The sequence below is a fragment of the Asaia lannensis NBRC 102526 genome (genome assembly GCF_024054035.1).
Classification (GTDB): domain Bacteria; phylum Pseudomonadota; class Alphaproteobacteria; order Acetobacterales; family Acetobacteraceae; genus Asaia; species Asaia lannensis.
In genome coordinates, this window is the sequence record NZ_JAMXQU010000009.1 from 112,343 (window position 1) to 126,493 (window position 14,151).

Sequence of the window (14,151 nt, forward strand, 5' to 3'; positions counted from 1 at the left end):
CTTAAAGGATGTTTTTACATCTTGCAAGTGCGAGTCATTCTCAATAACCGTTCGCAACAGTTGATAACGATTCGCAGGTAGAAACGATGCCCGGGACCAGACAGGCCCTTTTATATTCGACCGCCCTCGCCGTGTTCGCATTGGGGCTCAAACCGGCAATCGCCGATGACAGCGCATCGGCGCAGCGCGGCAGTGCACCATCCTACAAGGCGTCTGCCTCGCAGAATGCTGCTCCTGCCGGGCGGCAGGCTCACCTGCAGGACGCATCGCATGAAATTGCGCTTCCCAGCGTGAGAGTGCGTGGAACCACTGACATCAATGTCCCTCAGGCCAGCTCGACGCTTACCCGCAAGGACATGCTCAGGGTTCAGCCGACAGAGCCCTATATGATCCTGACGGGCCTGCCCGGTGTCTATTTCCAGAATGACGGATCGCCCTCTCTCGCCATTTCCATACGCGGCATGCAGGATTTCGGGCGCGTGAATGTCATGGTGGATGGTGCGCGTCAGGATTTCCAGACCAGCAGTCATGGCGCGAACGGCAGCGTTTATGTCGACCCGGCCCTGCTTGCCGGTCTGGACGTTTCACGCGGCACCGTTGCAACCGCAGATGGCGCAGGAGCAATTGCCGGCGTGGTGAACATGCATACGCTCGGCGTGGAGGAACTGGTCGAGCCGGGCAAGCAGTATGGCGTCATGGCGCGCGCCCTTGGCGGGACAAACAACTACGACGGTTCGGGTGTGGTCGGCGCGGGTATCCGGCTTCGTCCCTGGCTCGGTGTTGCCGCAGCGTTCAGCATGCGCAGTTCGGGCGATTACGAAGACGGTGCAGGTACACGCATTCCCGAAACCTATCAGCGCATGCAATCCGGCCTGTTCAAGATCGACATCAAACCGGGCGTGGACCAGAGCCTGACACTCGGTACCGTCATCTATCACAATGAATTCGGACAGGGCACAGAAGGCATTTATGCTGGCAACACGATACAGAACAACCAGGGCAACATCGAATATCGTTTTACCCCGCACGACAACAAACTCGTATCCCTTCATGTGAAAGGTTACGTCGTCTCGACGGGGCTCGATAACGCCATGCCAGCCTATCGAGCCATGACGATGGCAGAGGCCAATCTCACAAGATACAATCTGACGACACTGGGCTTCGAGGCTGACAACACGTCGCAGTTTCCGCTCGGTCCGATACTGGCCTCACTCAATTACGGCGGTGAGTATTATCATGACTCGGTCAATACCAAGGACCAGACAGGGTTCGAGGGATCCACGCCTTCGGGCGGGCGTGGCGTCGGCAGCGCCTTCACCCAGCTCGCCCTGAACTGGAAAATTGTCCAGCTGACCGGGGCCCTGCGCTATGACAGCTATCATGCATCAGGCAGCGGCGTGAATCAGGCCTCTGGCTTCACCTCGATTCCTGCCGGGGCTTTCAGCGCGTCACGCGGGTCCGATGCGGTCAATCCCAAGGTTACGCTGGCCGTGACTCCGGTCCGCGGTTTGCAGCTCTATGGCAGCTATGGTCTTGGTTTCCGTCCGCCCGCCATGACCGAAATGTTCATGGCCAGCTCGCATCCCGGACTGAGTTTCCTCAAATTCATCCCGAACCCCAATCTGGCGCCCGAGCAGACCTATGGCTGGGAGCTTGGAGCAAAACTCCATTATCGCGACGTGCTGACCGATGGCGACAAGGTGGAGTTCGACGGCGATTATTTCGATACGCGCGTCAAGAACTATATTGCCCAGACACGCGTGATCGGCCGTCCGGCAGCGGGTTCGTTTATTCCGGTCTATGGCTACTACTATCAGAACATGGCCGGGAATACGTTCACCCACGGGTTTGAAGGACAGGCGAAATACGACAACAGGTTCGTTTTCGCGACGCTCTCCTATACCAACACGACAACGAAACTTCCCTACGCCGATTATACAGGTTTCGGCGCCATGCTCACTACACCGCCACGCTCGGTTCTGGCTGGCACGGCGGGGATTCACCTTCTCGATAACCGGCTCTCCATCGGTGGGCGCATCAGGGCAGCAACACAGACACTCGGTCAGCCCACAAGTCGTGTCGCGGCCTTTCCCAAGCAAGGCGGCTATGTCGTGTTCGATCTGTTCGGCGCCTATCAGCTCACCAAACAGCTACAGATGTTCGTCAACGCGGATAATGTGACCAATCGCCGTTATTACACGAGCCAGATTTCAACCATTCCCAATCAGGGGCTTACGGTCATGGGCGGCCTGAGCTTTGCGCTCTCGCGATAACGCGGGCCGGACCTGTCGATCTGTTGACCCGGCCAGTCTCTTGCGCTGGCTCACGGAGTAAGGCACTGGCGCGGCAACCGACAAGGAGCCGCGCCGTGAACGCCGCCATTCCCCCTGCCGCCCGATATGACGATACACGCACGCGGGAGCGTCGGCTCGGTGACTGGCTGAAACGCCATATCCCCGGAACGCCGGGATTATTCGTCCTGTTTGTGCTCAAGCAGGGCTGGGCCTGTCTTTTCGGTGGGCTGATGCTTGGCGCCATTCTGGTCACCCACGCCGTCTGGTCACCGGACTGGGCTTTTCATCGCTACGATTTCCTGTTCCTTTTCGCAGTTGTCACACAGGGTCTGTTCCTGCTCTTCAGACTGGAAACACGTCAGGAAGCATTGATCATTCTCATATTCCATGCGACCGGTACGGCCATGGAGTGGTTCAAGGTGCATGCAGGTTCATGGGCCTATCCCGAACCCTGCTTTTTCAGGATCATGCATGTCCCGCTTTTTTCGGGCTTCATGTACGCTTCTGTCGGCAGTTACATGGCGCGCGTGATCCGTCTGTTCGACATGCATTTCACGCCCTATCCCGATTTCAGATTATCTCTGGCTCTGGCGATCGCTATCTACGCCAATTTCTTCACCCATCATTTCATGCCCGATCTGCGCTGGTTGCTGGTGGCAGCGACACTGGCTCTCTACTGGCGCTGCGTCATCCAGTATCGGATCATGACCTCGATCTGGCATATGCGCCTGCCCCTCGCCGCCCTGTTATCGAGTGTTGCCCTCTGGATTGCAGAGAATATCGGCACATTTACCGGAACCTGGCTCTACGCCCACAGGCATTTCACATGGGTTGTCCACCCGCAGAAACTCGTCTCATGGTATCTCCTGCTCTATGTCGCATTCATCTCGGTAACGTTGCTTCTGCGTCCTGACCGCGCATCGGCAACGGCGCATACAAAAAGCATCGCATAATGAGAGAAGCGCCCCGGCAGCGCACAGGCTATAATATCACGGTCGGGATGGCTCCCGTGGTTGCGCTTCTGCTGACGATCATCCTTGCGGGCATCGCCTGCCGGCTGGCCTCTCTGGGGCTTTCCCCATCCTTTCGCAAATGGAGCGGTTCGGTCCTATGGGGCGGCATGTTCTGGTGTCTTGCTGCCCTGATTGCGCGCGGCAGGTCGCGCCTTGTCATCCTGGTTCTCGCCCTGTGTGGGGCGACACTCAGCGAGACAGTCAAACTGCTTCATTTCCCATGGCTGGACACCCTGCGCGCGACAGGTGTCGGCGCGTTCGTGCTTGGCTCGCATTTCGCTTACGCCGACCTCATTGCCTATGCGGCTGGAGCCTGCCTGACAGGATTGCTGATGACGCAGGCACACATGACCGGAAATAGGAAAAACAGAAAGTAATTCTGATTTTATTACAGGTTATGAATAAATTATAATAAGTCAGAACAGTGACAGAACCATGAACGTTTTGTTTACGATCCGATTTTAATAAAACCATAATACTTTGTCACACCCTGTCACGATATTGACGAGCAGCAACCCGACCTTTTGAAGAAACGGCTCCTCGTCAATGAAACTCAGACATCGTCTTGTTCTCTCGGCCAGCCTCCCGGCGCTGATCGTCGCGGCCAATACCCAGGCACAGGCGCAGAGCAGCGCGGCAGACCCCACCATCCAGAGCCCGGGTAAGGAGAGCGCGACAGCCCGGGGGTTGATGTCCGGGCAAAAGAGCAAAACGACCGGGACCGGGGCAGCCAATAGCGGCAACGGAAAGAGCCGCAAAACAGCAGGCAATAAATCCGTCGAAGCAAAGGCCCCTGAGTCGATTATCGTTCTTGGCGCAGGTCAGGCCCGAGAAACACAGACGATCTCGCGTACGGCCATTCAGGAATACACACCCGGAACAAGTCCGTTCAAGGCGCTCTCCAAATTGCCCGGCGTGATGTTCACTTCATCCGATCCGCTCGGTTCCTATGAATGGTCCCAGCAGATCATCATCCGCGGTTTCGACCAGAGCCGTCTCGGATTTACCTTCGACGGCGTCCCACTGGGCAATCTCGCCTACGGAAACGATAACGGCCTCTCCATCGGGCGCGCGCTTCAGACCGAGAACAACGGACCGGCCACACTCACACAGGGTGCAGGCGCCGTTGGTGTTGCCGCCTCGAACGATCTGGGTGGCGCATTACAGTTCACCTCGATCGACCCCACCGACAAATTCGGCGCCGATGTAAGCGGCACGATCGGTTCCGCCTCCACATGGCGTACCTTCGCCCGCATCAATAGCGGTGTCCTCAAGGGCGGTGGCAAATTCTATGTGTCCTACAACCATCAGGACGCCAATAAATGGAAAGGCGACGGCGTTCAGCGTCAGGATCAGGCCAACGCAAAATACGTTCAGCCTCTGGGCGAGCATCTGAAACTCACCGTTTTCGGTGACTGGTCCAAGCGCGCCGAGAACGACTATCAGGATCTCTCCCTCTCCCAGATCAGGACCTACGGTTATAATCTGGACAATATCACCGGCAATTACGCTCTCGCCAAGCAGATCGGCTATGCCTATCAGAACGGCACGGCATTTCCTACAGGGATCCAGAACCAGGATACCGCCTATTTCAACTCAGCCGGACTGCGTGAAGACGCGATGGGCTATGGCAAGCTGGATTTCAGGGTCAATAACCGCCTTTCCGGTTATGTCATGGGCTACGGCCACACCAATACGGGCGAAGGCGTATGGGTGACACCCTATGTCCCGACACCGGCAGCCCTCGGGGGCTCGCCTCTCGCCACACGCACGACCGAATACGACATTCACCGGGCCGGCTTCATCGGCAGCCTGACATACAAAATTGCCAACCATGCCATCGAAGGTGGCTTCTGGTTCGAGAACAACAACTTTAATCAGGCCAGACGTTTCTACCCGCTTGCTCTTGATGGGGCGCCATCTTCTACCCACTGGTACCGTAACAATGCCTTCTACACCCAGTGGCAAAGCGCCTTTAATACCAAGACCTATCAGGTTCATCTGGGCGACACCTGGAAGATCACGCCGAAGCTGAAAGTCAATTACGGCTTCAAGTCGCTGATCGTCGATAATACGGCACACGCGCTCAACGGGAACTACCTTGGCACGCCCACGCCTACGGCCTATCCCAGTGGATCGCTCAGTGCGAGCAACGGCTTTCTGCCCCAGATCGGCGCCAATTATCGCTTCAATCACAATCACGAAATTTTCGTCGATTACAGTCGCAACATGGCTGCTTTCGACAGCGCACAGACATCGGGACCGTTCTCGACCACCGTGGCAGGTTTTCAGGCGCTTCAGGGCAAGCTGAAACCTGAGATGTCCAATACGGAAGAGCTCGGCTATCGCTATCATACCCGCACCTTTCAGGCGACGGTCACCGGCTATTACGTCGAATTCGACAATCGCCTGCTTGCTGTCACACAGGGCGTCGGCATTCAGGGCAATGCTTCCGTACTTTCCAATGTGGGTGGGGTAATCTCACGGGGCATCGACACTGCGGTCAACTGGCAGTTCGCGCCCAACTGGTCGATCTTCGCTTCCTACGCCTTCAACAACTCGTTCTATCAGGACGACGTCATGGCAGACGGCAAGGTCTCGGCGGCGATCAAAGGCAAGAACGTTGTTGGCATGCCACGCAATCTGGCCAATGTGCAGCTCGGTTACGATGACGGACAGATCTGGGGCAATGTGCTCATGCAGATCCAGGATCGTCGCTATTATACCTACACCAACGACGCCTATGTGCCCGCCAATGACGTGTTCAACCTGAATCTCGGTTATCGCTTCAAGAGCCATAATTTCTGGCTGCGCGGTCTGGACACGCAGATCAACGTCTCCAACCTGTTCAACAAGCGCTATGTGGCAACCGTTGGCAGTAACGGCTTCATCAATTCCGATCCTTCGGGCTCTTTCCAGACGCTTCAGGCGGCAGCACCACGTATGGTGTTCTTCACCATTCGCAAGCACTTCAACTGAACGCAGGAGTGCACAGCATGAAACCCAGCCGACGGCATTTCCTCAATCTCGGTGCTGCCGCTCTGACTGGGGCCGTACTGCCCGACAATCTGCGCAAAGCCATGGCCATTCCGGCCCATCGCGAGACGGGAACCATTCAGGACGTCAAGCATGTTGTCATCCTCATGCAGGAGAACCGTGCTTTCGATCATTATTTCGGCGCGCTTCGTGGCGTGCGCGGGTTCGGCGACCCGCGTGCGGAGCGTCAGCGTGACGGAAGTCCGGTTTTCGCGCAGAAAGATGCTACGGGTCGGGCCATCTGGCCATTCCTGTTCGATACGGTCCATACCTCGGCAGCTTGCCTCAAGAGCCTCGATCATAGCTGGAAAGGCACCCAGGCCGAATGGAATGAATGGGATCGCTGGGTCCCGCATAAATCGCCGATGACCATGGGTTATTTCACCCGGCACGAGATCCCCTATTACTATGCGCTGGCGGATGCCTTTACCATCTGCGATGCTTATCACGCGTCCATTTTCGGCCCGACCAATCCGAACCGGCTCTATTTCTTCACGGGCACCAACGGTCTTGCCGTCGACGCAACAGGCAAACAGGCCGTCGATAATGTGGATGACGGCAACTGGTCTGCCGACATGACGCATGACAACCCGGCCTTCACCCCGTTTGACTGGACGACCTATCCTGAGCGACTTCAGGAAGCCGGGGTCAGCTGGAAATTCTATCAGGAATACGACAATTTCGGCGATAATCCCCTCGCCTCGTTCAGACAGTTCCGCAACCTCGACCGCAATGACTGGCGCTTCAGGAACGCACGCGCCATTGCACCAGGCTCGACAAAAGACAACATGCATGAGCTCGAAGGGCGCTATCTGCTCGACGCCTTCGAAAAGGATATCGCCGAAGGGACATTACCTCAGGTATCGTGGATCGTTCCTCCCGCAGCGCTCTCGGAACATCCCGAGGCCCCTCCTGGGTTCGGCGAGCATCTGATCTCGAAACTGATCGATATTTTCGTTCGGCATCCCGATACATGGTCGAAAACCGTCTTTATTCTCAATTACGATGAGAATGACGGATTTTTCGATCATGTTCCGCCGCCTGTGCCCGATCCGGATGAGCCTCATACCGTACCGCTAACGGGAGAAGCGTATCACGGTGAGCCTGTAGGGCTCGGCCCGCGCGTACCTGCACTGATCATCTCCCCGTGGACCAAGGGCGGCTGGGTCAACTCCCAGATTTTCGATCACACCTCGGTTCTGCAATTTCTCGAAAAACGTTTCGGCGTCGTATGCCCGACCATCACGCCATGGCGACGCGCCGTTTGCGGCGACCTGACATCGGCATTCGACTTTTCGACGCCCGATGCATCATGGACGGCCAACCTGCCCAGAACGGATGATTACCTGCCCAGAACACGCCTCTCCTGTTCGCATCCTCCGCCACTGGTCCCGGCGCATGGCAGCCTGCCGGCACAAGAACCCGGACAGCGTCGCAGTCGCGCCCTGCCCTACCGCTTCGAGGTCAGCGTCGCCAGAGATGACCTGTCACGTCTGGATCTCGACAATCCCGGCGCTCAGGGCGTGGTCCTGCGTATCAGGCAAACCGGCAAGCCAAGCCGTCATGTCACGCTGGCCGGCCACACACGCCAGTCCATACGCTGCGCCGCTGAAGGTACAATCGAGATTTACGGCCCGAACGGGTTTTATCGTCGCCACGAGCCGCACGGTGGCCTCGCCTTTCAGGCTTTCACCAAAGGCAGCATGCTTCACCTTGCTCTGGCTGGCGACCCGGCAGAACAGGCAAATCTGGTCCTCACCAACCGGTATAACGGCAGGAGAGACAGCCTCACGCCCGACAAGAAGGGACAGTATGATATCGTTCTCGATCTCACGACGAGCGCAAGGTGGTACGACATCGAAATCCATACCCAGAAAGGCTCATGCCTGATGGCCTGCGCAGGCTATGCTGAAAACGGCAGACCAGGCCTTTCCGACCCGCATTTCGGGAGCCCGGAGCAGCGTCCCATATAGCCGGTTGTTTCATCTGCGCCCGGCTCGGGTTGATGCCCTGCCCAGCATGTATCCGCGTGGATTTGTATTGACAGCAAAACGGGCTGCGATAGGGTCCGGCCCGATGGTTCCCGCTTGCCGGGATGAAAAGGGAACATGGTCCAACGCCATGACTGCCCCCGCAACTGTAGGTGAAGAGGGCGATATCGTGGGCCGTGAGGTCCAGCCACTGGGTTCTTGTCCCCCGGGAAGGCCAGATGTCGCGTGACGACGCACAAGTCAGGAGACCTGCCATCTTTCTGGTCACAGACGAAGTCTGACGGGCGGGGTGTCCCTGAAGTGGCGGCCTGAAAGCCGCTTGTCGTAGTGACGTGAAGACAGGATAAGTCGCGCGCCATGCGTTCTATGCGCTTGCATACTCCCGGCCTGCTTGCCGGTATCTCCCTCCTTGCCCTGTTTCCTGCAGCCCATGCGCAGGAACGCGAGACGGCCGATGAATATATCACGGCACACGGTCAAAGCACGGGCCTTCAAGCGCGGCCGGCAATCGGCGGAAAGCTCGGCCTGAGCATTCAGCACAACCCGGCATCGATCTCGATCATCGATCAGAAAGTGATCGCCCAGCGCGGTTACACCCATGCCGAGGAGGCTGCAGATTCTGCACCCGGCGTGACCTCTGGCGGTTCGCCCGGAAACCCGGCGCAGCTCATGATGCGCGGCTTCAGCGGCAATCAGGTTCTGGTCCTGCGCGACGGCTTCTATTTCGGGCCGACAACCATGGTCAACCGCCCGCTCAACGCCTTCAACCTCGAAGCCGTGGAGATCCTCAAAGGGCCGTCTTCGGTCCTTTACGGACAAGGCGCGGTGGGTGGTACGGTCGATATGCGGCTGCGCATGCCCGATACAGAGCATGTTCGTGCCAACGCGCTCGTCTCATACGGCAGTTTCAACAGCTGGAATGCCGGCTTCGGCGGCTCGATCCCCCTCTCGCCGAGCCTTGCCATACGAAGCGATTTCAGCCGCACATCTTCCGACGGTTATGTCAAAGGCGCCGATCCGCATAGCAACGACTGGACAACCACGCTTCTCTGGCATCCGGGCACACGGTTCTCGGCGCGTCTCAGCATGGATTATCTGACAGACGAATTGTCGACCTATTACGGTGCGCCCCTTGTCCCCGGCACCGCGGTCGGTGACGCCGCTCACGGCCTGCTCCATTCCACGCAAAATCTCGTCATCAGCCGCGCATCGTTGTGGCGCAACTATAACGTGTCCAATCCGCGTGCCAGTTCGGTCAACGCCACTCCGACACTTCATCTGGACTGGGCCGTTACCGACCATCTGAGCTTTCATGACAAGGCCTATCTGCTTTACGCCAAACGCCGATGGGACAACGCGGAGACCTATAGCTATATTGCCCAGCCCGGCGAGACTGACGCCTCTGGCGGATCCATCGCGCCGGGTCGCATCGGACGTGACAGGTTTTACGTCTACCAGAACCAGCATCAGGTCGGTGACAGTCTCGATATGCGGTTCGACCACCCGATATTCGGCATGAAAAACCGTTTCGTGCTGGGGGGAGACGCCTATTATCTGCGCTTCATACGCAATCGGGGCTTCCCGGACGCAAGCTATGCCGACAGCGTGTCCCTTACAGATCCAGAAGGCGGGTCACTGGGCAGCTTCGCGGGAGAATACCCGTATCGCAAATCGCCCACGACCATGCTGGACGCCGGTATCTTTCTCGAAGATTCCCTCTCTGTCACACGAAAGCTGCGCCTTGTAGGGGGCTTTCGCTATGACTGGCTCTCACTCGATCGACAGAACTACAATCAGAACGGTCAATTCAACCCCACGACGAGTTTCAAAGGGCATTATCATCCCTCCAATTTCCGTATCGGCCCGGTATACGATCTGACCTCGACTGTCAGTCTCTACGGAGTTTACACGACGGCTGAAGACCCGCCGGGTTCGAATCTTTTCCTTGCCAACAGGGGGCAATTTACGCGGCTCAGTCAGTCGAGACAGGGTGAAATCGGCATAAAAGCGAGCACCCTCTCCGGGCATCTCGTCACCACACTCGCCCTGTTTGATATCCGGCGCAGCCATGTTCTCGTCCAGACAGGTCAGGACAGCGTATCGACCGCCGGTGTGCAGAAATCGCGTGGCATCGAAGGTCAGGCTGACTGGCACATCGATCGCCACTGGTCGCTTTCCGGGAATGTGGCCTATACGGATGCGCGCTACGGCACGTTCTTCCCCGATGCCAAGACCAATGCCACAGGCAACCGGGTGCCGAACGTGCCCGCAGTGACTGCCAATCTATGGGCTGTCTGGTCGAGCATGCTCGATCTACCGCTCGATCTGGGTGCCGGGATGCGCTACGTGTCGAGCCGCAAGGGCGATTACGCCAATACGCTGACGCTCAACCCTTATGCACTGGTCAATGTTTTTGCTGGCTGGCACATCCGCAAGGGCTTTACCCTCTATGGACGTATCGACAATCTTGCGAACAGACATTTCGTGCAGTGGGCCGATACGAGCTACCCCTCTGAGGTCCTGATCGGAGCACCGCGCTCTTTCTCGATCAGTATGCAGGCTGGCTTCTGACGAAACACTGCTCAGCGACCGCCCCTGATGGCAGTGGCGCTATCCTGCCTCAGGGATCGGATGAACAAGGTGTTCAGACCACCTCGTTCCGGTTGGCAGGCGAGGCGTACAGAGCGCCGAGACGGGCAACGCGTCTGGTCATGCGCGGATGAGTCGAGAAGATCTCGACGAAAAATCCAGCCATACCGGGTACCATCTGTTCCTGCGCGGCAAAAGCGTCACTATGCATGGCGCCATTCAGTCTCTTGGCACCGCATGCCAGCATCTGAAGCGCACCGAGACCATCACGTATATCCGGCAGCACCGAGGCCGCAACGGCATCGCAGCTATATTCGCGTGCACGCGAATAAGCGCGGTAGAGAAACGGAACGAAGTAGGCCGGAATACGAAGCCAGTGTTTGAACCCGTTGAGATGACCCAGAACATGATGGGCAATTTCATGTCCGATCACAAAGCGAAGCTGTGCATCTTCTTCAACCTCGACAAGGGCAGAGGTCAGAAAAACATAGCGGCCGCGTAAAAGTCGGACCGCGAAAGCATTCATTACCCCACTCGCGTTATGGATAAACGCTGTCGGGACTTCATCCAGTCCGAGCACGCGGGCCATTTCACAATGAATCGCATAGAGTTCAGGGAACTGCCGCTCTGAAAGCAGAACCATATTGCCCATGGCGTAGGCACGGTAGAGCGCTGCCCCGATCCATGCGAACAACGCGCCGACACCGACATATACGAGCAGGATAAGCAGATGATGCAGCATCTGGGGTTTTGCCATTGTAGCAAGAAAAATTCCCCCAAGCACCACAACCCAGACAAGGCTGCCAATGGTTGTCAGCATCCCACCATAGAGACCCTCATTCGGGTGGCGAAGCTTTCTGATCTCGGGTCTCATGAATATCCTTTTTTTCGATGTTAATTCGAAACATCATAAGCAGCACTTTCTACCTGCAATAGTGAAATAATGGCGAGACAGATGATTTAAGGTGTCCATGTTCTACTGTTGTGTCTTCGCGCGCTTCGAGAGTAGCGCATGACAGGTTTCACATTTCGATTAAAGCAAGCTATCCTTTCGTTAATCTAAGAAAGGATTGCCATGAGTGATTTCACTGCACTGGTTGCAGATGCAGGGGTTTTTGTCTGCCTGCCCTGGATTATCTGGCGCCTGATCGGCCGCGCAGTGCCGATCGCCGTTATCCCGATCCTGATAGGGATTCTGGCAGCTGTCTGGCACCTTCCCCTGAAGTCGCTCGGTATTCCGTCCTTTTACGGAGACACCATCGGCTGGGTGGCCGTACTTGTGCTTGCCTTCACGGCTGGAATGGAAATGTGGCAACACCCGGAAGGAAGCCCGTCCGAGAATGCTCTCCCCACAACGAGCGTGTCTCGCCTGCTGGGTGGCGCGGCGATGGCTCTGGGGGGCCCTTTCCTGATCGGCACCGTTCTCGTTTATTTCTTCTTCCTGCCTTTGCCAGGGTGGCACGCTCCTGCGGTGACGCCGCTTATCGCGGCCGCCTCGATCGGTTTGTGTGTGGCTGTCAGTGCGCTGCCCGTGCTGATCGGTATTGTGCGGGAACTCCCTGTTAGGGATAAACCTATAGGGCAGCTTGCCCTGAAACTTGCAGTCATTGACGATGCGACGCTCTGGATCGGTCTCGCATTCCTCCAGTTTGCAGCCGAACGCAAAACGGCCATGCATAGCTGGGGCATGCGCGAATGTCTGGCGCTTCTCCTGCTTGCCGGTCTCGGCATCGCAGGCTCGCTCGCTACACGGCATATACGCAATCCGCCGCGCCTTCTGATCTGGGCGGTCATACCCCTTTATCTCAGCCTTGGATCCTGGGCGAGCATGACGCTGGGCTTGCACGAGTTGATCGGCGCCTATTTCGCCGGGGCCTTCATGCCGCCTTCATGGGTCAAGCGTCTGCCGTTCGAAGCAATATCGACCTTTTGCCTGATATGGCTCGCTCCGCTGTTTTTCGGACATAGCGGCTTGCATATCGATGGTGACGCCCTGACATGGCCCTCTGTCATCGCATCATTTTCGCTGGTCGGCATATCGATCATCGCGAAAATGGGGTCGATCTACGTCTTCCCGCCCGCGCCCGGCCTGTCACCACGTCAGACACTGAGTCTCGGCGCCTTGTTGCAATGCAAGGGACTAATGGAAATCGTCGCGGCGACGATCCTGCATGAGCAAGGCATGCTCTCCGAATTCGCCTTCGCCTCGCTGATGGTCCTCGCCGTCATTTCAACACTGCTGACGGGACCACTTTTCAAAATTTTCAGGCCTAAGAGAAGCTGAAACCCAGGATAGAGACTGTCATCCCACGCGCGCTATGAATGGGTTCGTGATAATGACAGTTCTCCGCCGGTCTGTCTGAAGACAGGACGAGCAGCGCCTGATTTCCTCAGAGAACAAGGCGCACCGCGCTGAGCAAGGAACTGGCTGACCGCGCAGGCCCGATTATTGGGCTGCATAGTCCGGAAGTGTCTGGGTGTTATCCGCGCGAATGGCTGGTGCTGGAATACGCATGCAGCACCAACACGACGGCGGCTGGCGGCAATGCGGCCCTTATGGCGCAGGTCTGAGCGAGCGACCTGCCGCACCGATCTGCGGCAGGTCAGAGTGATTCGGTGATGAACCCGGCCACTTTTTCCGGAAAAACGATTTCGGCATCATGTGGAACGGGTTCGGTGCGATAGCGCCACCCCGCCTGCGCTCTGGCATAGGCGCGGCTTGGCTCGATGGAGCCAAGAGCCGGTTTTTCATACGCGATATAGGTAACCGGCATGCCCGCGCCGGCGGGCCTGTCCAGATGAACGACTGTTTCATATGTGCCTGCAGGATGCGGCTTCAGATGGCGCATGAACCATGCCTTGCGTGCAGCATCGGGCAGGAAAACCGCGCTTGCAGGCGGCACCGGAAACGCAATACCTCCCCCGCTCGTCCTCACACGCTCACGCCGTGCTTTTGCCATACCCTCAGGTAGGATATCGAAGGCGGTCTGACCATCACGCGCAATCAGCGCATCGAGATAGACGAGATGGGCAACGCGTTCCCTCATCCGGTCGGCCACGCAGGTGGCAACCATGCCGCCATAGGAATGCCCGACCAGAACGAAAGCCCCGAGATCGAGCATGGCGATTGTATTGATCACGTCTTCGATGTGGGTATTGAGGGTGATGTGGTGAGAGAGGAGATGCGAGCGATCGCCCGTCCCTGTCAGGGTAGGCGTGATGACCCGG

The 14,151-nt window shown here is 57.4% G+C and carries 9 protein-coding genes and 1 riboswitch; of the genes, 7 read left to right on the plus strand and 2 right to left on the minus strand.

Going from position 1 to position 14,151, the window contains the following annotated elements; translation table 11 throughout:
- The first annotated feature begins 86 nt into the window (after window positions 1-86).
- The 6 genes from NF685_RS11825 (at window position 87) to NF685_RS11850 (ending at window position 10,905) form a co-directional block, all read left to right on the plus strand.
- Window positions 87-2,273: a TonB-dependent receptor domain-containing protein gene (locus NF685_RS11825; protein WP_252849759.1), complete on the plus strand. Its 2,187-nt coding sequence runs from the start codon at window positions 87-89 to the stop codon at window positions 2,271-2,273.
- A gap of 95 nt (window positions 2,274-2,368) precedes the next feature.
- Entirely contained in the window at window positions 2,369-3,247 is an 879-nt protein-coding gene (locus NF685_RS11830) for a DUF817 domain-containing protein (protein WP_252849760.1), read from the plus strand.
- Window positions 3,247-3,684 (plus strand): ribosomal maturation YjgA family protein, encoded by a 438-nt coding sequence (locus NF685_RS11835; RefSeq protein ID WP_252849761.1) that lies wholly within the window; start codon window positions 3,247-3,249, stop codon window positions 3,682-3,684. The genes NF685_RS11830 and NF685_RS11835 overlap by 1 nt, the downstream gene beginning before the upstream one ends.
- 169 nt (window positions 3,685-3,853) lie before the next feature.
- Window positions 3,854-6,286 (plus strand): TonB-dependent receptor, encoded by a 2,433-nt coding sequence (locus NF685_RS11840; protein WP_252849762.1) that lies wholly within the window; start codon window positions 3,854-3,856, stop codon window positions 6,284-6,286.
- 17 nt (window positions 6,287-6,303) lie between these two features.
- Entirely contained in the window at window positions 6,304-8,316 is a 2,013-nt protein-coding gene (locus tag NF685_RS11845) for a phosphocholine-specific phospholipase C (protein WP_252849763.1), read from the plus strand.
- A gap of 87 nt (window positions 8,317-8,403) precedes the next feature.
- A riboswitch (cobalamin riboswitch) is annotated at window positions 8,404-8,605 on the plus strand.
- An 86-nt stretch (window positions 8,606-8,691) separates the two neighbouring features.
- Window positions 8,692-10,905 carry a TonB-dependent receptor gene (locus tag NF685_RS11850; RefSeq protein WP_252849764.1) on the plus strand — a complete coding sequence of 738 codons (2,214 nt, stop codon included), beginning with the start codon at window positions 8,692-8,694 and terminating at the stop codon, window positions 10,903-10,905.
- Window positions 10,906-10,978: 73 nt separating this feature from the next.
- On the opposite strand, the gene NF685_RS11855 is transcribed toward NF685_RS11850, so the two are convergent.
- Window positions 10,979-11,797, minus strand: a complete 819-nt coding sequence (locus tag NF685_RS11855) for a M48 family metallopeptidase (protein ID WP_252849765.1) — start codon at window positions 11,795-11,797, stop codon at window positions 10,979-10,981.
- Between the two features lie 201 nt (window positions 11,798-11,998).
- On the opposite strand from NF685_RS11855, the gene NF685_RS11860 reads away from it, so the two are divergent.
- The gene (locus NF685_RS11860) at window positions 11,999-13,207 is read left to right on the plus strand and encodes a cation:proton antiporter (protein WP_252849766.1); all 1,209 of its coding nucleotides are present in this window, start codon (window positions 11,999-12,001) and stop codon (window positions 13,205-13,207) included.
- A 319-nt stretch (window positions 13,208-13,526) separates the two neighbouring features.
- Here the strand turns inward: NF685_RS11860 and NF685_RS11865 are convergent.
- Window positions 13,527-14,151, minus strand: a 625-nt coding sequence (locus NF685_RS11865; protein WP_252849767.1) for an alpha/beta hydrolase, incomplete at its 5' end; no start/stop codon positions are given.

What these genes read in the sequence shown, in the direction of transcription:
- NF685_RS11840 (WP_252849762.1), top strand. Translation starts at nt 3,854, where the DNA reads ATGAAACTCAGACATCGTCTTGTTCTCTCGGCCAGCCTCCCGGCGCTG.
- NF685_RS11845 (WP_252849763.1), top strand. Translation starts at nt 6,304, where the DNA reads ATGAAACCCAGCCGACGGCATTTCCTCAATCTCGGTGCTGCCGCTCTG.
- NF685_RS11825 (WP_252849759.1), top strand. Translation starts at nt 87, where the DNA reads ATGCCCGGGACCAGACAGGCCCTTTTATATTCGACCGCCCTCGCCGTG.
- NF685_RS11835 (WP_252849761.1), top strand. Translation starts at nt 3,247, where the DNA reads ATGAGAGAAGCGCCCCGGCAGCGCACAGGCTATAATATCACGGTCGGG.
- NF685_RS11860 (WP_252849766.1), top strand. Translation starts at nt 11,999, where the DNA reads ATGAGTGATTTCACTGCACTGGTTGCAGATGCAGGGGTTTTTGTCTGC.
- NF685_RS11850 (WP_252849764.1), top strand. Translation starts at nt 8,692, where the DNA reads ATGCGTTCTATGCGCTTGCATACTCCCGGCCTGCTTGCCGGTATCTCC.
- NF685_RS11855 (WP_252849765.1), bottom strand. Translation starts at nt 11,797, where the DNA reads ATGAGACCCGAGATCAGAAAGCTTCGCCACCCGAATGAGGGTCTCTAT.